Consider the following 19,086-nt stretch of genomic DNA (forward strand, 5'->3'; position numbering starts at 1 on the left):
CAACTCCATAGTAGGGTTGGGCGATAAATCTAGTCAATGAAATTGCCCGGGAAGTCGCGCGTTTGTGGCGGGAAATACCTCACCTGAATTTCATATGCAGGAATCGAATTTCACAAATCCGGTCATGCATATTTTTCAGATAAAAAAAGCCGCTGAATCTCAGCGGCTTTTTTGCAAGGTCTTGGGTGGCTCAGGCAGCTTTTACATTCAATGCACTGTCACGGTTCACTGCACTCAGGACGGCGCGGAAAGATGCCTTCATGATATTGCAGTCGATGCCGACGCCGAAACGGGTCGGGCCGTTGTTGACGCGCAGTTCAATGTAGCTGGCGGCATTGGCGTCTGCGCCGGAGCCGATGGCGTGTTCGTGGAAATCCATGAACTTGATGTCGAGGCCCAGTGCATCGACGAAGGCGTCGATCGGACCGTTGCCTTTGCCCTTGACCTTCATCGGCTTGCCGTCTTTTTCCAGCTCGACTTCGATTTCGATCACGCCATTCGCATCGACCATGTTATGGCTGCGGTAGTTGTATGGCGACAGCGCATCCACGTATTCATTCTTGAAGATCGTATGAATGTCGCCGGCAACGACTTCCTTGCCGGTTTCATCGGTGACGCGTTGCACGACGCGGCTGAATTCGATCTGCAGGCGGCGCGGCAAAACGAGGCCGAATTCCTGTTCGAGCAGATACGCCATGCCACCTTTGCCGGACTGGCTGTTGACGCGAATGACGGCGTCGTAGCTGCGGCCGAGGTCGGCTGGATCGACTGGCAGGTAAGGCACTTCCCAGATTTCGTCTTTCTTCTGCTTGGCGAAACCTTTTTTGATCGCATCCTGATGCGAGCCGGAGAACGCGGTGAAGACGAGGTCGCCTGCGTACGGATGGCGCGGATGCACCGGAATCTGGTTGCACTCTTCGACGGTCTGACGGATCGCGTCGATGTCGGAGAAGTCGAGGCCCGGGTTGATGCCCTGCGAATACAGATTCAATGCGAGGGTGACGAGGTCGACGTTACCGGTGCGTTCGCCGTTGCCGAACAGACAGCCTTCAACACGATCTGCACCGGCCATCACGCCGAGTTCGGCGGCCGCGACTGCGCAGCCGCGATCGTTGTGCGGGTGAAGGCTGATGATGATCGAATCGCGGCGTTCGATATTGCGATGCATCCACTCGACCTGATCGGCGTAGACGTTCGGCGTGGCGGATTCGACCGTACCCGGCAGGTTGACGATCATCTTGCGTTCAGGTGTCGGGCCCCATGCTTCGGAGACGGCATCGACGACTTCTTTTGCAAAATCCAACTCGGTCATGCTGAAGGCTTCAGGCGAGTACTGGTAGACCCATTCGGTTTCCGGATGCGCATCGGTCAATTGCTTGATCAGTTTGGTGCCGTTGACGGCCAGTTCCTTGACCTCATCCTTGCTCATGTTGAACATGATCTTGCGGAACGACGGTGCCGTGGCGTTGTACATGTGCACGATCGCGCGGCGTGCGCCCACGACGGAATCGACCGTGCGGCGGATCAGGTCTTCGCGTGCCTGCGTCAGCACTTCGACGGTCACGTCGTCCGGGATGCGTTTTTCGTCGATCAGCTTGCGGCAGAAATCGAAATCGGTTTGCGATGCAGATGGAAACGCGATTTCGATTTCCTTCACGCCGATCTTCAGCAGCATCTCGAAAAAGCGCAGCTTCTTCGCCGAATCCATCGGATCAATCAGTGCCTGATTGCCGTCGCGCAGATCGGTGCTCATCCAGATCGGCGGTTTGCTGATGACGTTGTTTGGCCAGGTGCGGTCCTTGAGGCCGATGGTCGGGAAGGCGCGGTATTTGGTTTCCGGGTTGGTGAGCATCATGGTAATTCCTCTTGTCTTTGAATACTGCGAACGGCTTGCCGATGGTGACCTGCAACGTTCATGAAATGGTGTCAGGTGTGGCGGGAGGGCTGCCTGACTGCCACATGCGCGTGGTCAGGCAACCGATCGGTAGCAGTAGCAGGGCTTCTGCGATCAGGTCGCTAAGGATGCGCACAACGGAAATAGGCTTGGTAAGCATGCTAATCACGAACAACTCGTTTGGTACTGCGTTTGGGGGTATTGCATTGCTGCGGACAGCAGGGAACATCGATACTAGGCTAGTAGTAGCGATAGCAGCGTCGATAGCAGAATGCCGGCGACGTGCGATGGGGACGAGATGTTCGGAGCGGAAAACATTTGCTTACTGTAGGCGAAGCAGGGCGTAACTGTCAAGTCGCGCCCTGGAATCGTTGCAAAAGCGCAGTCGGAAGAAGTCGACTGGGCTTTTGCCAAAAATGAAATTCCTGCAATCAGCAATTTCCCTTTTTTGCTTGTCCCGGAGGGCAGTGATAGCGATCTTCATGATGCTTGCCCTTGTGCGCTTTCCACTTCCCCTTGCGCAAATGCCATCCGCCATTTTCCTGATACCACTCGGCACGCTCATAGACATACCCCGGGCGTTCTCGGACCCAATGGCCATCGGCCCACACATGGGTATGCCCGTTCCAGTCCCAATAGCCCGGGGCCCAGACATAGCCGCTGCGTGGGGACGGTACGCGTTCATAACGCAAGGGCGGTGGCTCGCTTCCGATATTGACGTTGATACTGACTTGCGCCGCAGCTTGCAAAGGCAGGGCGGCCGAGGTGCTGACCAGTATTGCGGCAATCAAGGCGAGAGATGGCTTCATGATGGTTTCCCCGATAACGATGGAAATCAAATATATAGCGGAATTTGCAAGGCGGGTGAAATTCAAGCAATTGCTTACACTTGTTACGGCAGCGCATCCGGGCATAAAAAAACGGGCCATCAGGCCCGTTTTTGTTTGATACAAATACGATTTCGATCAGCGTTCGCCGAACGAACGGCGCGGTGCGCCTGCAGGGTTGCCCGTGCCGCTGCCGGTACGAGGGCCCTTGCCGAAGCCGGAACCTTCGTTGCGCGGTGCGCTGCCCGGTTTGCTGAACGTGCGCTGGCTCGTTTTGTTGCCGCCACGGTTGTCGCCTGGTTTCCAGCCGCCCGGTTTGTTCGAACGCGGTGCCGAAGCGCTGCGCTTTGGTTCGAAACCTTCGATGACGGAGACAGGAATCAATTGCTTGGTGAAGCGCTCGATGCGTTTGACGTTCATGCCTTCTGCGTGGTTGACCAGCGAAACGGCGATGCCGTTACGGCCTGCGCGACCGGTACGGCCGATGCGATGCACATAGTCTTCCGGGAATTTCGGCAGGTCGTAGTTGACGACGTGCGTGATGCCAGGAACGTCGATACCACGTGCAGCCACGTCAGTTGCAACCAGCACGCGGATATTGCCGCGGCGCAGGCCGTCGAGCGTGCGGTTACGTGCGCCTTGATGCATGTCGCCATGCAGTGCGGCAGCAGCGAAGCCGGCGATGTTCAAACGATCCGCGATCGTGTCTGCATCGCGCTTGGTCGCAGTAAAGACAACAGCCTGATCCATCGTTTCGTCACGCAGCAGATGATCGAGCATGCGATTCTTGTGCGACAGGTCGTCGACAAAGTGGACGCGTTGCTGGATGTTTTCGTGCTTGGAAGCCGAGCCCGCGATCTGAATGATCAGTGGATCGCGCGTGATGCGCTTTGCCATGTTGCCGACCATGCCGTCAAGCGTGGCCGAGAACAGCATTGTCTGACGGCCTTCCGGCGTGGCAGCAACGATTTTCTCGATGTCGTCGATGAAGCCCATGTCCAGCATGCGGTCAGCTTCGTCCAGCACCAGAATCTGCAATTGCGAGAAATCGATCTTGCCCGATTCCATGTGGTCGATCAGACGGCCTGGCGTTGCGACCAGGATTTCCGGATTGCGCGACAGCAGTTGCATCTGTTTAGGGTAAGGCATGCCGCCAAGGATCGACACGGCCTTGACGCGACGGTTGAACGCGCCGTATTTGTCGGTCGAGGTCGTGACCTGCAGGGCCAGTTCGCGTGTCGGCGTCAACACCAGCATCTTCGGCTGTGCAGCCTTGAAGCGTGGACGCTCGCCGCGGGAACGGGACGATTGCATTTCCTGGTTCGGCGTTTTGCCGCCAGCCGGTTGCTCATCCGACTGGATGGCGAATTTGTGCAGGGCCGGCAACATGAATGCTGCGGTTTTGCCTGAACCCGTTTGCGACGACACCATCATGTCGCGGCCTTCGATGCCGGCAGGGATAGCCTGTGCCTGGACAGAGGTCGGTTCGGTATAGCCGGATTCGGCCAATGCCTTGATGATGGACGGGTGGAGGCCTAGTGATTCAAAAGTCATTATTTTCTTTCGTAAAATCAGCGTTGCAATATTCGTGACAAAGCCACCGGTCGGTGAACCGTCATGATGAAAATTGCGTACGCAAAAATGCAACGCCAACCAACGAAACAGCTAAGAAAAATCTGAGAGATTTCGGCACAAAAGCTTTGCGCCGGGACGGTGTCTGAAATTCAACACCTGAAAGGCGGGAGGGCTTTATCGTTACTGCTAACGGTTCGCGATGCTGCAAAAAGTGCATTGCCTGTTGCAAAGCACAGCGCGTATTGTAATCGCTTTGACGCGCTCTGTCGAGGCATTATTGCCGTTTCGCTGTTCGATGCCTCAAGAGAAACATCCGAGAAATTCAAGATCAATGAACAAACGGCGCCGAAGCGCCGTTTGTTCCTGCATGCAGAAAATCGCTTAGTCCGCGCCCATGCCCGGGACAACGTGCGAGAAGCCGCCGTCTACGTAAGTGATTTCGCCCGTGATGCCGCCTGCCAGATCGGACAGCAGGAATGCCGATGCATTACCGACATCCTCGATCGTCACGTTGCGGCGCAGCGGTGCATTGTCCTTGACGAAGTTGAGGATCTTGCCGAAATCCTTGATGCCGGAAGCCGCCAGCGTCTTGATCGGACCGGCCGAGACGCCGTTGACACGAATCCCTTTCGGTCCGAGCGATTCGGCCATGTAACGCACACTGGCTTCCAGCGATGCCTTGGCAAGGCCCATCGTGTTGTAGTTCGGCAGCGCGCGCATCGAACCGAGGTAGCTCAGTGTGAGCAATGCAGCGTTGGAACTCAGCATCGGCAACGCAGCCTTTGCCATTGCCGGAAAGCTGTACGCGGAAATGTCGTGCGCAATCTTGAAGCCTTCGCGCGACAGGCCGTCGAGGAAGTCGCCGGCAATGGCTTCACGCGGCGCAAAGCCGATTGCATGCACCAGACCGTCGAGTTTGTCCCACGATTTACCGAGATCGGCGAACAAAGCATTGATCTGCTCATCGCTGCCGACGTCGCAATCGAAAATCAGTTCGCTGCCGAATTCCCTGGCGAAATCGGTCGTGCGGTCCTTGAAGCGGTCGCCGACATAGGTGAATGCCAGTTCCGCGCCTTCGCGCTTGCATGCAGTGGCGATGCCGTAAGCAATCGAACGGTTGGACAGCAAACCGGTGATGAGGATTTTTTTGCCTTGCAGGAATGCCATGAGATGCTCCGATTAGTCTCGCAGGTACGTCATGCGGATCGGGAATCACCGACTCGGATCCGGCACTGCGAGGATATGTCCGTTGAATTAATGAATGTGGCGCGATTTTAAGACTGCTTGGTTAAGACCGCTTAAACTGGGCAAGATTGTAGGGGGACAAGGCAATGTCGGCAACCTTTCGGATCATTCCTTCGGTATCCGGCACGAGGCGGGCGCATTGTTTTCCCTGACATGGATAAGCGGGCCTTCGGTAAAATCCTGCGATCTTCACGTGTTCCCGGTTGCTGAACATATAGGCCAATGATTAAATTTATCTTCTCCTTCCTTCTGCTTGGCAGCCTCGGTTATGCCAATCATGCCTTTGCGGCCTATGCAATGGCACTGGGTTACGAGCCCAAGTATCGGCCCGGCTTTACCCATTTCGATTACGTTAATCCGGACGCACCCAAGCAGGGCGCGGTGACTTTCGCCGCGCTTGGCAGCTACGACAAGTTCAATCCGTTTACCTTGAGGGGAACGTCGGTGGCGGGACTGGGGCTTGGAGGAAGCGGCTTTGTGTTCGCTCAGATGAGCCTGATGTTCGAGTCCCTCATGACGCAAAGCGATGACGAACCTTTTTCCGCCTATGGCCTGATTGCGGAAGACATGGAACTGGCACCCGACGGATTGAGCGTCTCCTTTCGCCTGAATCGCGCCGCGCGCTTTTCCAACGGCGATCCGGTCACTGCGTCTGACGTGAAGTATTCGTTTGAAACGCTGATGAGCAAATCGGCAACGCCTGTATTCCGCTCCTATTGGGCTGATGTGAAACGCGCGGTTGTGGTGAATCCGTACACCATCCGCTTCGAGTTCGCGAAGAAAAACAGCGAGCTGCACCTGATTTTGGGGCAACTGCCCGTGTTCTCGCCGAAATGGGGACAGGGAAAACCTTTCGACAAGCTGGCGCTGGAAGCGCCGATAGGCAGCGGCCCGTACACGATCGAACGCTACGATCTTGGCAAGTTCGTTACCTACAAGCGCAACCCGGCATACTGGGCAACCAATCTGCCCAGTCGGCGCGGCATGTTTAATTTCGATCGCGTCACCTATCGCTATTACAAGGACGACCAGATTCGGCTGGAGGCTTTCAAGGCGGGAGAGTTTTCGGTCAACGTCGAAAACAGCATCAAAAACTGGATTCGCGGGTATACCGGAAAGCGATTTTCCAGCGGCGAGCTGGTCAAGCAGGAATTCACCCATCGCAATGGTGCGGGAATGCAGGGATTCGTGTTCAACCTGCGCCGGCCTGAATTCCAGGACATCCGGGTGCGCAAGGCCATTGGTCTGGCACTCGATTTCGAATGGCTCAACCGGCAAATCTATTTCGATCGTTTAAAACGCAGTTACAGCTACTTCACCAACAGCGAACTGGCTGCAACGGGTTTGCCTGGTCCGGAAGAGCTGGCCATCCTGGAGCCTCTTCGCGGCATCCTGCGTCCGGAAGTTTTCGGCCCGGCTCCGGTGCCGCCAAGCACGCAGCCGCCGCGATCTTTACGGGCCAATCTCAAGGAAGCCAAGGCGTTGCTGGCGGAAGCTGGCTGGACATATCGCGACGGTGCACTGCGCAATGCAAAAGGCGAGCCTTTCGAATTCGATTTCATGATTGTCCAGAAATCATCGGAACGCGTGGTGGCACCTTTTGCCAGGAATCTGGAAAAGCTGGGCATCACGCTGAACTATCGTGTGCTGGATCCTGCGCTGGCGCAGAAACGACTGGATGAATTCGATTTCGATATGGTGACGCAGATCAAGGGCGGATCTTCAAGTCCGGGCAATGAACTCTATGGCGATTTCGGTTCGGCGGCAGCCAAGGAGAGCGGAAGTGAAAATATCGGCGGCATCGCCAATCCAGCGGTCGATAAATTAATCGATAGAATCGTCAAGAGCACGTCGCGAGCAGATCTTGTCGCAGCCAGCCGCGCACTGGATCGTGTTTTGCTGCACGAATATTATTGCGTGCCCAATTTCTACAACGAGAAACATTACGTTGCGTATAACAGCAAGTTGGCATTTCCTTCGGTGCTCCCGCTGCAATATGCCGCGTCGGCCTGGGTCTTGACGACCTGGTGGCAAAAATAGGATTGCTATGTGGCTTTACATACTCAGACGCTTGCTGCTGATCGTGCCGACATTGCTGGGCGTGATCCTGCTGACTTTCAGCGTCATCCAGTTCGTCCCCGGCGGCCCCGTAGAGCAAGCCGTGCAGCAACTCAAATCGCGGGAGCTGGCCGAGGCCGGAGGTTCCTCGGTCTATCGCGGCCGGCAGGGCATCGATGCGGAGCGAGTGGCCGAAATCAAGGCGCTGTACGGTTTCGACAAGCCGGTGACGGAGCGCTTCTGGCAGATGCTGAAGGGCTTTGCAACCTTTGATCTGGGACAGAGTTTTTATCATCATCAGGATGTGTGGCAACTGATCGTGTCCAAACTGCCGGTGTCGATCACGATCGGCATGTGGACGTTCTTTCTGACGTATTTCATTTCGCTGCCACTGGGGATTGCGAAGGCAGTGCGCGAGGGAAGCCGCTTCGATTCGATCAGCAGCATGGTTGTACTGGTCGGATATTCGATTCCCGGTTTCATCCTCGGCGTGTTCCTGCTGGTGATCTTCGGCGGCGGCAGCTTCCTGCAGTGGTTTCCTTTGCGCGGGCTGACATCGGATAACTGGGAGCAGTTGTCACTGGCAGGCAAGGTGCTCGATTATCTGTGGCACATCACATTGCCGGTCACGGCTTCTGTGGCGGGGTCGTTTGCAGTCATGACGATGCTGACCAAGAACACGTTTCTGGAAGAGATCCGCAAGCAGTATGTGCTGACCGCGCGCGCCAAGGGATTGAGCGAACGTTCCGTTTTGTACAAGCACGTCTTCCGCAATGCATTGATTCCGTTGGTGACAGGATTCCCCGCAGCCTTCATCGGCGCTTTCTTCGCCGGCAGCCTGCTGATCGAAACGCTGTTCTCGCTCGACGGTCTGGGCCTGTTGTCATATGAATCGGTGATCCGACGCGATTATCCGGTCGTGATGGGCACGCTGTACCTGTTCACGCTGATCGGACTGGTGGTCAAGCTGATCGGCGATCTTTGTTATGTCTGGGCCGATCCGCGCCTGCAGTTTGAAAGCCTGAACCGATGAGCACAGTTTCTTCACCGTCGCCGTCGGTCTCGCCGGGACGGCGCGTCTGGTTGCGCTTTCGCAAGAATCGTCGTGGCTATTGGAGCCTGATTGTTTTTTCAATCCTGTTCGTGATCAGCTTGATGGCGGACCTGATATCGAACGACAAGCCGCTGGTCGCACGTTATAACGGCGAACTCGTGTTTCCGATTGCGAAGAACTATTCGGAGAAAAAGTTCGGCGGTGACTTTGACACGCAGGCCGATTACCTCGATCCCTTCATACGCGATCAGTTCGGCAAGAACGGCAACTGGGCGATCTATCCGCTGAATCACTATCACTTCGATACGCTGAATTATTTTGCAGAAGCGCCGAATCCCGCGCCGCCTTCCGCCGAGAATTGGCTGGGTACGGACGATAGCGGGCGTGACGTGGTGGCGCGCCTATTGTATGGATTTAGGGTATCGGTGCTGTTCGGTCTGGCGCTGACGATTACAGGAGTCTTGCTCGGCATCGTGACGGGCGCGATCCAGGGCTACTTTGCGGGCAAGACGGATCTGTTCTTCCAGCGTTTCATGGAAATCTGGGGAAGCATGCCGGAGTTGTATTTGCTGATCATCTTCGCATCGATTTTTCAGCCCAGTATCGGTTTGCTTCTGTTACTGCTGTCGCTGTTCGGATGGATGGGATTGTCCGACTACGTGCGTGCCGATTTCCTGCGCAACCGAAATCTGGAATATGTGCAGGCGGCGCGTGCGCTGGGTTTGTCGAACCGGCAAATCATCTGGCGTCATGTGTTGCCGAACAGCCTGACGCCGGTCGTCACTTTTTTACCATTCCGCATGAGTGCGGCGATCCTCGCATTGACCAGCCTGGATTTTCTCGGGCTTGGCGTACCGCCATCGGTGGCGAGCCTCGGTGAGTTGCTGGCGCAGGGCAAGAACAATCTCGACGCGTGGTGGATCGTCGTCTCGACTTTCTGCGTGCTGACCGTGATGCTCCTGTTGCTGACGAATATCGGGGATGCGCTGCGCAACGCGCTGGACGTGCGGAGGAAGGCATGAGCCTGCTGGAAGTACGTAATCTGAACGTGAATTTTGATGGCGTCAACGTCGTCAACGATGTCGGCTTCACGATCGCACCCGGCGAGAAGTTTGCGTTGGTAGGCGAATCGGGCTCGGGCAAGACGGTGACGGCCTTGTCCATCCTGCGATTGAATCAGGATGCGGCCTACGAGGGCAGCATCCTGTTCGAAGGCAGCGACATACTTGCACGCAGCGAAGCGTCAATGCGTGCTGTGCGCGGCAAGGAAGTCGCGATGATCTTCCAGGAGCCGATGACAGCGCTGAATCCGCTGTTCACGATCGGCAACCAGATTGCCGAAGTCCTGATGCTGCACGAAGGCCTGAGTGCGAAGGCAGCAGCGTTGCGAGCGATTGAGTTGCTGGACAAAACCGGCATTCCGGAACCGCAACGTCGTGCACTGTCTTATCCGCATCAGTTGTCCGGCGGACAACGGCAGCGCGCGATGATCGCAATGGCGCTGGCTTGCCGCCCCAAGCTGCTGATCGCCGACGAGCCGACAACGGCGCTCGACGTCACGATCAAGGTGCAGATCATCGAATTGCTGAATCGCCTGCAACGCGAAGAAAACATGGCGGTGCTGATGATCACGCACGACCTGAATCTGGTGCGTCATTTTGCCGACCGTGTCGGCGTGATGGAAAAAGGCCGAATGGTCGAGGTTGCCACCACATCGGAATTGTTTGCACAGCCTCGCGAACCCTATACAAGAAAACTGCTGGCAAGCCAGCCCAACCGTATCGTCGATACGCAGGTTAATGCCGCGCTGGCACCTTTGATGCACGCGGAACACGTGCGCTGCACATTCGATATCAGGAAGGGTTGGTTCAATACCACGCCTTTCATTGCGGTCGATGATGTCGGCATCGATGTGCATCCGGGCGAAACGCTGGGCATTGTCGGTGAGTCCGGTTCCGGAAAATCGACGCTGGGTCTGGCCTTGCTCCGCCTGTCGGTTGCGCGTGTGGCAGGTGCCATTGCGTTTGAGGGAAAACGGATCGACACGATGCGCAGTGACACGCTACGGCCGTTGCGTGCGCGAATGCAGGTGGTGTTCCAGGACCCGTTTGCATCGCTGTCGCCGCGTCGCACGATCGAGCAGATTGTCGGTGAAGGATTGGCGCTGCATCAACCTCAACTCGGTGCGGCAGGCGTTCGCAGGGCTGTTGCCGACAGTCTGATCGAAGTCGGCTTGTCGCCGGAGATGATGGTGCGCTATCCGCATGAATTTTCAGGTGGTCAGCGCCAGCGTATCGCCATCGCACGGGTGCTGGTATTGAAGCCGAAGCTGATTCTGCTGGACGAACCGACATCGTCGCTTGACGTCTCCGTGCAACAGCAAATCCTGTTATTGCTGGCGGACTTGCAGCGAAAATACGGTCTTGCCTATATTTTCATCAGTCACGATCTGGCCGTCATTCGTGCAATGGCGCATCGCGTGATGGTGATGAAGGACGGCAGAGTGGTGGAGCATGGGAGAACGGCGGAATTATTGTCCCATCCGCAGGAGCCGTACACGCAACGCCTGCTGGCCGCGGCGGTCTACGCCGACGTCGGGAACGCCTGATAAAGGCGATGTGCTGCGCGCCGATTGTCTGTTCGTGAATGGATAGACTGCAGTGAACAAGTCGCCGGGCGACGTATTACAGGTACTATTTGATGGCAACCTTGTTGTTCGAGGCCTTGGCGGAAACCAGGCTGACCTTGGCGGAACGGTTGCTGGCAGATTTGGACGCAACGACTGTTTTCGATTTTCCTGTGCTGGCAGTCTGACGCGTCTTGCTGGTTTTTGATGCAGTGCGGGTCGGTCGCACGTACAGTTCCAGCTTCTGTCCTGCAGACAGCTTGTCCTGATGCAGGTTGTTCCAGCCCTTGATCTGTGCAACGGTCACCTTGTAGCGACTTGCCAGCGATTGCAGCGTGTCGCGTTTCTTCGCGGTCAACTTGATGCGTTTGCCTTCCGATGCTTCCGGCGCCATTGCCAGCACCGCGTTATCGGCGACTTCCTGTGTGATGTCCTTCTGGCCCGAATCCGTGGTGCGCGGCACCAGAATCGTCGAGCCTGCCTTCAGCACCATCTTCGGTGGAATGTTGTTCACCTCGCGAATGATTTGCGGTGTGGTGTGGAATTTTGCAGCGATGGTTTCGATCTTCTCGCGTGCATTGGTAATGCGATGCGCCGTCCACGATGACAGTGCGTGCGTCCACTTCGACAGGTTGGCCTTGAATTTTTCCGCATTGCCTTGCGGCAGCAGAATTTCCGTCGTGCTGCTGCCGGTAATTACCGGGCGATTGAATTGCGGATTCAGCGCCTTGAATTCATCCATCGGCAGCTCTGCCAGTTGCGCCGCGAGCTTGACGTCGATGTCGCGCGTTTTTGCGATGCTGACGAAGTAGGGCTGGTTGTCGACCTTCTGCAAGGTGATGTTATAGGCGTCGGGTGTGGCAATGATGTTCTTGACCGCTTGCAGCTTGGGCACGTAGTTGCGTGTTTCTGCCGGCATGTAGGCCGACAGGCTGTTGAAGTCGATCGGTTTGCCGGCAGCTTCCGCTTTTCTGATCGCACGCTGTACCGAGCCTTCGCCCCAGTTGTAGGCGGCGAGTGCAAGTTGCCAGTCGCCGAACATATCGTGCAATTTTTCCAGATAGGTCAATGCCGCATCTGTCGAGGCAAGCACGCTGCGACGCTCATCCTTGAACATGTTCTGCTTCAGATTGAAATCGCGTCCGGTCGAAGGAATGAACTGCCACATGCCGGCTGCCTTGGCGGATGAATAGGCTTGCGGATTGAAGGCCGATTCAATGAAAGGCAGCAGTGCCAGCTCCGTCGGCATGCCGCGCTTTTCCAGTTCCTCGACGACGTGATAGAGATACAGCGATGCGCGCTTGGTGGTGCGTGCAATGTAGTCGGGACGCGATACATACCAGGTCGTCTGATTGATCACGAGCTGGTTGTCGACCAGGTCCGGAATGGCGAAGCCGCGGCGGATGCGTGCCCAGATGTCTGCATCGCTATCGACGACGAACTGGCTCAGAGGATCGTTGGCCAGTTCAGGATTATTTTGAAGCGCGGCGTCCTTGGCCCAGTCGTAAGGCGGTAGTGCCAGATCGCTGGCGTGGGACATGCCGGAAAAATTGAGGAGAAATGCAGCAGTGCAGAGGATCTTGTACAGGCGTCGGGAAGCGGTTGGATGCATGGGGGCTCGCAAAATGACCGACCCATGATAGCCGGCAGAAAAATAAGGTTCGAGTGTAAGGAATGCCCGTTTTGTCCGTCAAGAGAATTTACATGCAAAACAAGGGTTTGCAGATCAAATGAATATCAAAATACCAATCTTTGACTGCGAAACGTTGATCTAGCGGAAATTGTTTTTCCATTCGCGCAACGCCGCAAAAACAGCAACCGGATCGTCGCCCTGCACGCGAGCTTCAGCAGTCAACCGTTTCACAATGGCGGGCTCGCGTGTACGCAGAAAAGGATTGGTCGCTTTTTCCAGTCCGATAAAAGAAGGCACAGTGGGTTGATCCTGATCGCGTTTATGCTGTTCTTCCGTCATCCGCACGGCGAGCGCAGCGTTGTCGGGTTCGGCGGCCAGCGCGAAGCGCAGATTGGATAAGGTGTACTCATGCGCGCAAAACACTTTGGTATCGTCCGGGAGCGCCGCAAGCTTGTCGAGCGACGACAGAAACAGTTCCGGGGTACCTTCGAACATGCGACCGCAACCGCCGGCGAACAGGGTATCGCCGCAGAACAGCCAGCCCTGTTCCTTTGCAACATAGGCAATGTGTCCCAGCGTGTGACCGGGTACGTCGAGCACGGACAACGTCAGATCCAGTTGCGGAATGCGGACCGTATCGCCTTCGTCCAGCAATTGCGTGACGTTGGCAATGCGGTCGTTGCGCGGCGCGTAAACTGGCAAATTCCCCGGCACATTCGCGTGTTGCAACAGCGCGGGGACACCGCCGACATGGTCAGCGTGATGATGTGTCAGTAGAATAGCAACCAGCGACAAATTGTGCGCCTTCAGTGCGGCAAGAATCGGTGCAGCATCGCCCGGATCGACGACCGCAGCATGACTGCCATCGTGGATGATCCATAAATAGTTGTCGTTGAACGCGGGGACGGTCAGTACATTCAGCATGGGCATGGACAATTTTTCCTCTGAAAAATCGATTATATCTCTCGGCTCCTGGCTGCAGAGTCCGGCCGGCAATTACGTGCGGAACTGGGAGCAGACCTGCCTGGAGGAATTGACGGCAGACATCTTCGGCTTCAACGCGACGCAAATCGGCTTGCCGCAGATCGAGGCGTTGCGTGGCAGCCGCATGCCGCATACGTGGCTGACCGATACCCAACTGCCGACAACAGGCTATGACAATGAAACAAAGCCGCTGGTGGCAATACAGGAGTTCGAGGAATTGCCGTTCGCATCTTCCAGCATCGATCTGATCATTCTTCCGCACGTGCTGGAATTTGCGGCCGAGCCGCATCAGGTGCTGCGCGAAGTGGAGCGTGTGCTGATCCCGGAAGGGCAGGTCATCATCTGCGGGTTCAATCCCTTCAGCTTGTGGGGTTCGCGTCAGGTGCTGGGAAGATTGAGCGATGCGTACTTTCTGCCGCAGTATGGCGAGTTCATCGGTCTACCTCGCATCAAGGACTGGTTGAAGTTGCTGAACATGGAAGTCGACAACGGCTGCTTCGGTTGCTACGCACCACCGTGCGAATCGGAAAAATGGCTGAACCGCTTTTCTTTCATGGAAAGCGCCGGTGAACGCTGGTGGCCGGTGCTGGGTGCGGTTTATATCGTGCAGGCAATCAAGCGCGTGAAAGGCATGCGACTGATCGGACCCGCATGGAAAACGCAAAAAGCGGCGGCGCCGAAAGGCGTTCCCGTAACCAACAAGATACGTCGATAGAAGACAGACAAAAGAAAATGGACAAGGTAAATATATACACGGACGGCGCCTGCAAGGGGAATCCGGGACGCGGTGGCTGGGGTGCATTGCTGATAATGGGCGGGCACGAGAAAGAATTGTTCGGTGGCGAAGCGGGTACCACCAACAATCGGATGGAACTCAAAGCCGTGATTGAAGCGCTGAATGCGCTGACGCGTCCGTGCGAAGTCATCGTTCATACCGATAGTCAGTACGTGCAAAAAGGTATCAGCGAATGGATTCACGGCTGGAAGGCGCGCGGCTGGAAAACTGCTGCAAAAGAGCCGGTCAAGAACGTCGACCTGTGGCAGGCGCTTGATGCAGCGCAGGCGCGTCACCAGATCGAATGGCGCTGGGTTCGCGGTCACAACGGCCATCCAGAAAACGAACGAGCCGACGCACTGGCCAATCGCGGTGTAGAAGTCGCGACACTCTGAACCACACATTACGCAGAAACTGATCACAGGAAAAGCATGCGGCAAATTGTCCTCGATACCGAAACCACCGGCCTGAATGCGCGTTCAGGCGATCGCGTCATCGAAATCGGTTGCGTCGAACTGGTCAACCGTCAACTGACTGGCAACAACTTTCATCATTACATCAACCCGGAGCGCGATTCGGAAGAAGGCGCACTGGCAGTCCACGGCCTGACCACCGAATTCCTCAGCGACAAACCAAAGTTTGCGGAGATCGTCGACGAATTCCGTGATTACGTTAACGGTGCAGAAGTGATCATTCACAATGCGCCGTTCGACGTTGGATTTCTTGATGAAGAACTGAAACGTGTCGGCATGCCGGTGTTCAAGGAACATATTTCCGGCATCGTCGATACGCTGGTACAGGCCAAGGAAATGCATCCGGGCAAACGCAATTCGCTCGATGCGTTATGCGATCGCTACGGCGTTTCAAATGCGCATCGTGCGTTGCACGGTGCGTTGCTTGATGCGGAATTGCTGGCTGAAGTCTATCTGGCGATGACGCGCGGCCAGAACAGTCTGACGATGGACCTGGAGCCGGAAGCGGGAAGCGAAGGCGTCGTGCTGGAAGTCGTGGCCATTGCGGAAGTGATTCTGCAATGCGCGAACGATGATGAACTGGCCGAGCATGAAAATGTGATGAATGGCCTGGACAAGGAAGTCAGAGGGCAGTGCCTGTGGCGTTCCGCAGAAGCGAATTGATGCTCCCGGTCTTTTATGCGATAATTACGGCCTCTCCGGGAGGTTAGCTCAGGGGTAGAGCGATCGCCTCACACGCGATAGGTCACAAGTTCGAAACTTGTACTTCCCACCAGAATTCTTCCAGCAAAAGCCTGCCGATTCGGCAGGCTTTTTGTTTTTCATCAGCGATCTGCCACGAGAAATGTCGCCGATCGCGCGATTTAACGGATCAGGCGCAGAAATCGAGCGGCAGGCGCCGCGGAAAATGCTGCCCGGCTCCGGGACGATCCGCGTCACGCAGCGTGCGCCACGTGTAGGCGAGCGCCGTTTCGACCGCCAGCTTGATGTTTTCACCAAGCGCCAGCCGACCCGACAACGCGCTGGCCAGCGTACAACCGGAACCGTGGTAACTGCCCGGCAAACGCTCGCAAGTGAACGAGCTGATCGAGCCGTCATGTGAATAGAGGCGGTTGTGGACTTCGTTTTCGTCGCCGTGACCGCCGGTAATCAACAAATGCTGGCAGAAGGGCAGAATCTTTTCTGCGCATTGATCCGGGGTACCGTTCGGCAGCTCTGCCAGAATGCGCGCTTCAGGCAGGTTCGGCGTGGCGATGGTGGCAATCGGCAGCAGGCGTTCACGCATTGCGTAGCCGACTTCGTCCTTGCCGAGCGCACCGCCGCCGCCGGCACGCAGAACCGGATCGCAAACGACAGGAATGCCGGGCAGGCGCCTGATGATTTGCACGACGGTATCGACCATCTCCACTGAGCCGAGCATGCCGAGCTTGATGCCGGCGATCGTCAGATCCCTGATGACCGCATCGGCCTGTGCCAATACCCAGGCCGCATCGAGCACGCGAAAATCGGAGACGTCGATCGAATTCTGGACGGTCAGCGCTGTAACCGTTGGCGCTGCATGACAACCTTGTGCCATCAATGCTTCGATGTCGGCCTGCAAACCTGCACCTCCGCTAGGATCGTGACCGGAAAGACAGAGAACGATAGGGCGCGCGCTGGAAGTATTCATTGTACGGATTGTGTTCGTTGGACAGACGGTTGCGATGCGCGAGTTCGCCGAAGGCGGGGTACGCAAGCGCCGACATTATAACTGCGGCGTCCCCAAGGGATTGAGAAGCAGTGAGGTTGTCCGAAGAAGGAAAACGCGGTCAGGCGAACAGGTGAGGGCGGCGCATGACGTCACGCATTTCGTCGGCCGGTAGCGGATGTGCGACGTAGTAACCCTGTACTTCATCGCAGGCCATTTTCTGCAGTATCGACAATTGCTCCGCAGTTTCCACACCTTCGGCGACGACACGCATGCCAAGCGCTTTCGCCATCGACACGATGGCGGTGAAAAATGTTTCGCCGTCCGCGCTGCGTCCGAGCTGCGAGGTGAAGGCCTGATCGACCTTCAGTACATCCATGTCCAGGCGCTGCAGCAGCGACAACGACGAATAACCGGTGCCGAAGTCGTCGATATGAATGCGAATACCCATCGCATTGAGTTGGGTGATTTCATCGAAGATGTCACCGCCGTTTTGCATCATGGCCGATTCGGTCAGTTCGATTTCCAGCAATGCGGCGGGCAGCGCATATCTTTTCAATCCGGCGGCAATCGTCTTTTTCACCTTATTCTCGTTGAATTGGTGGGCGGAGACGTTGACCGATATCGGAACCAGTTCCAGTCCTTGTTTGCGCCACGTCATTATCTGTGCGCAGACTTTGTCCACCACGATTTCACCGATGGTGTTGATCATGCCGTTTTCTTCCGCCAACCCGATGAAGTCGTTTGGCAGGATCAATCCACGCTCCGGATGTTGCCAGCGAATCAGCGCTTCTGCTCCCAGCAAACGTCCGGACATTGCATGGACGCGCGGTTGATAATGAATCAGGAACTGATCGTCGCGGATTGCCTGCGCCAGTTCCTGTTCGGTATTGAGGCGCAGCTTGATGTTTTCATACAGCATGCGGTCGTAGAAACGGAATTGTCCCTTGCTGCCAGCCTTGGCGGCATACATGGCGATGTCGGCATTTTTCAATAATGTATCGACGTCCTGGCCATCGCGCGGAAACATGCTGATGCCGATTGAAGAACCTATTCTGTTTTTCTGTGACGTTGTTTCTCGTACGAGTTCGAATGGTTCGCGCAACGTCTGGTTGATTGCGAAGGCAATGTGCGCGACTTCTTCTTCGTTGTGAATCGATTCAAGCACGATGGTGAATTCGTCGCCGCCGATGCGAATTACCTTGTCCGTCGAACGGACGATGGATTTCAGTCGTGCCGCCACGGCGCACAATAATTGATCTCCCGCCGAATGGCCGAGTGTGTCGTTGATGTTCTTGAAGTCGTCCAGATCGATGAAAAGGATGGCGATCCTTGCCTCATTGTCGCGCGCCTTGGCGAGTGCTTGCGGCAGATAGTTCATCAGCCAGCGACGATTCGGCAACGCAGTCAATCCGTCTTCGGACGCACGTTGCGCCAGCTCGCGTTCATGTCGTTTGGATTCGGTGATGTCGCGCACCGTAACGGCAAGGCCGTTATCCGATCGTACGAATTTGCGTTTCAGCCATTCGGCGGAAACGGGGCTTTCGTCGGGAACGCGATAATCATCTTCGTAAAAACCGGTTTCCATTGCACTACGATAGGTGTGCATCAACCTGTCGAAATATTCGCCGGAATAAAACGTGGAGATTCTGGTACCGAGAAACTCCTCCTTGTGCTTGCCGAAGAGGGCGGCACCTTTTTCGTTGCAGTCGCCAATTTCGAAATCGGCAATGAAACCGCTGCGATCACGTCGCGGAACCATGATGTAGAAACCTTCGTTGCCGCCTTCGGTTGCCAGACGATAGGTTTCGCGGATCGACTCGGCTTGTCGTTTTCTCCAGCTCAGATGAATGGACATCCATGCAGCCACGAAGGCGAAGATGAACAGCACGATGCTGCCGGCGACGGCAATGCGGCGATACAGGTCTGCATTCATTTCATGGGGAAGCATGATCTGTTCACGATCAAGCCCGACCAGGGCAATGAACGGATAGTTATTCAGTTTTTGCGTCGCGATGATGTACTTTTCTTCATCAGGAAAAGCGAGCTTGTCCGTCGCATTTTTTACGGAGGCATTCGCAATTTCACGGCCGTTGACCGTCCACATGCGTTCGATGCCGTCTTCACCAATGAAGGCGAGAATGCCGCCCTTGTCCAGCAGCGGATCATCCGAGAAAAGCGAGAAGAACTGCGGGGCGATGCCCATTACCAGTACGCCGCCAAACGACCCGTCGTGCTTGCTGATGCGACGGGTC

Annotated in this window: 16 protein-coding genes and 1 tRNA gene; 8 read left to right on the plus strand and 9 right to left on the minus strand. The window is 56.0% G+C overall.

Going from position 1 to position 19,086, the window contains the following annotated elements; translation table 11 throughout:
- Window positions 1–190 precede the first annotated feature (190 nt).
- From leuA to fabI, 5 genes are all read right to left on the minus strand, one after another.
- A complete protein-coding gene (gene leuA, locus VN114_RS11310) occupies window positions 191–1,855 on the minus strand; it encodes a 2-isopropylmalate synthase (RefSeq protein ID WP_325514915.1) in 1,665 nt (554 codons plus the stop codon).
- Window positions 1,856–1,913: 58 nt separating this feature from the next.
- Complete coding sequence (locus tag VN114_RS11315; RefSeq protein ID WP_325514917.1) at window positions 1,914–2,063, minus strand: hypothetical protein; 150 nt, start codon at window positions 2,061–2,063, stop codon at window positions 1,914–1,916.
- Between the two features lie 262 nt (window positions 2,064–2,325).
- Window positions 2,326–2,703 carry a YXWGXW repeat-containing protein gene (locus VN114_RS11320; protein WP_325514919.1) on the minus strand — a complete coding sequence of 126 codons (378 nt, stop codon included), beginning with the start codon at window positions 2,701–2,703 and terminating at the stop codon, window positions 2,326–2,328.
- A gap of 156 nt (window positions 2,704–2,859) precedes the next feature.
- Entirely contained in the window at window positions 2,860–4,275 is a 1,416-nt protein-coding gene (locus VN114_RS11325; RefSeq protein WP_325514921.1) for a DEAD/DEAH box helicase, read from the minus strand.
- A 402-nt stretch (window positions 4,276–4,677) separates the two neighbouring features.
- The gene (fabI, locus tag VN114_RS11330; protein WP_325514923.1) at window positions 4,678–5,463 is read right to left on the minus strand and encodes an enoyl-ACP reductase FabI; all 786 of its coding nucleotides are present in this window, start codon (window positions 5,461–5,463) and stop codon (window positions 4,678–4,680) included.
- 300 nt (window positions 5,464–5,763) lie between these two features.
- Here fabI and VN114_RS11335 point away from each other — a divergent pair, with 300 nt between their 5' ends.
- Genes VN114_RS11335 through VN114_RS11350 form a run of 4 tightly spaced genes read left to right on the plus strand, consistent with a single transcriptional unit; the run spans window position 5,764 to window position 11,261 of the window.
- On the plus strand, window positions 5,764–7,581 hold the full coding sequence (locus VN114_RS11335; RefSeq protein WP_325514925.1) for an extracellular solute-binding protein: 1,818 nt from the start codon (window positions 5,764–5,766) through the stop codon (window positions 7,579–7,581).
- A 1-nt stretch (window position 7,582) separates the two neighbouring features.
- Window positions 7,583–8,632 (plus strand): microcin C ABC transporter permease YejB, encoded by a 1,050-nt coding sequence (locus tag VN114_RS11340; RefSeq protein ID WP_325514941.1) that lies wholly within the window; start codon window positions 7,583–7,585, stop codon window positions 8,630–8,632.
- Entirely contained in the window at window positions 8,629–9,675 is a 1,047-nt protein-coding gene (locus VN114_RS11345; RefSeq protein ID WP_325514927.1) for an ABC transporter permease, read from the plus strand. Before VN114_RS11340 ends, VN114_RS11345 begins: the two co-directional genes overlap by 4 nt.
- Complete coding sequence (locus tag VN114_RS11350) at window positions 9,672–11,261, plus strand: ABC transporter ATP-binding protein (protein ID WP_325514929.1); 1,590 nt, start codon at window positions 9,672–9,674, stop codon at window positions 11,259–11,261. The genes VN114_RS11345 and VN114_RS11350 overlap by 4 nt, the downstream gene beginning before the upstream one ends.
- 85 nt (window positions 11,262–11,346) lie before the next feature.
- Here the strand turns inward: VN114_RS11350 and VN114_RS11355 are convergent, their stop codons facing one another.
- Window positions 11,347–12,891, minus strand: coding sequence for a transglycosylase SLT domain-containing protein (locus VN114_RS11355; protein WP_414694218.1), 1,545 nt, complete (start codon window positions 12,889–12,891; stop codon window positions 11,347–11,349).
- Between the two features lie 159 nt (window positions 12,892–13,050).
- On the minus strand, window positions 13,051–13,836 hold the full coding sequence (gloB, locus tag VN114_RS11360) for a hydroxyacylglutathione hydrolase (protein WP_325514944.1): 786 nt from the start codon (window positions 13,834–13,836) through the stop codon (window positions 13,051–13,053).
- 4 nt (window positions 13,837–13,840) lie between these two features.
- Between gloB and VN114_RS11365 the strand changes: the two genes are divergently transcribed.
- The 4 genes from VN114_RS11365 (at window position 13,841) to VN114_RS11380 (ending at window position 15,919) form a co-directional block, all read left to right on the plus strand.
- Window positions 13,841–14,611 carry a class I SAM-dependent methyltransferase gene (locus tag VN114_RS11365; RefSeq protein ID WP_325514930.1) on the plus strand — a complete coding sequence of 257 codons (771 nt, stop codon included), beginning with the start codon at window positions 13,841–13,843 and terminating at the stop codon, window positions 14,609–14,611.
- Between the two features lie 17 nt (window positions 14,612–14,628).
- Window positions 14,629–15,066 carry a ribonuclease HI gene (gene rnhA, locus VN114_RS11370; RefSeq protein ID WP_325514932.1) on the plus strand — a complete coding sequence of 146 codons (438 nt, stop codon included), beginning with the start codon at window positions 14,629–14,631 and terminating at the stop codon, window positions 15,064–15,066.
- A 36-nt stretch (window positions 15,067–15,102) separates the two neighbouring features.
- Entirely contained in the window at window positions 15,103–15,807 is a 705-nt protein-coding gene (gene dnaQ / locus VN114_RS11375; RefSeq protein WP_325514934.1) for a DNA polymerase III subunit epsilon, read from the plus strand.
- 37 nt (window positions 15,808–15,844) lie between these two features.
- Window positions 15,845–15,919: transfer RNA gene (locus VN114_RS11380), tRNA-Val, on the plus strand.
- Window positions 15,920–16,015: 96 nt separating this feature from the next.
- Here the strand turns inward: VN114_RS11380 and VN114_RS11385 are convergent.
- Together VN114_RS11385 and VN114_RS11390 are read right to left on the minus strand one after the other, a co-directional pair.
- On the minus strand, window positions 16,016–16,813 hold the full coding sequence (locus VN114_RS11385) for a bifunctional hydroxymethylpyrimidine kinase/phosphomethylpyrimidine kinase (protein WP_325514936.1): 798 nt from the start codon (window positions 16,811–16,813) through the stop codon (window positions 16,016–16,018).
- 139 nt (window positions 16,814–16,952) lie between these two features.
- Window positions 16,953–19,086 (minus strand): putative bifunctional diguanylate cyclase/phosphodiesterase (locus VN114_RS11390; protein ID WP_325514938.1); only part of this gene is annotated, 2,134 nt, incomplete at its 5' end.

Source organism: Oxalicibacterium sp. (assembly GCF_035565035.1).
In the GTDB taxonomy this organism is placed as follows: domain Bacteria; phylum Pseudomonadota; class Gammaproteobacteria; order Burkholderiales; family Burkholderiaceae_D; genus Oxalicibacterium.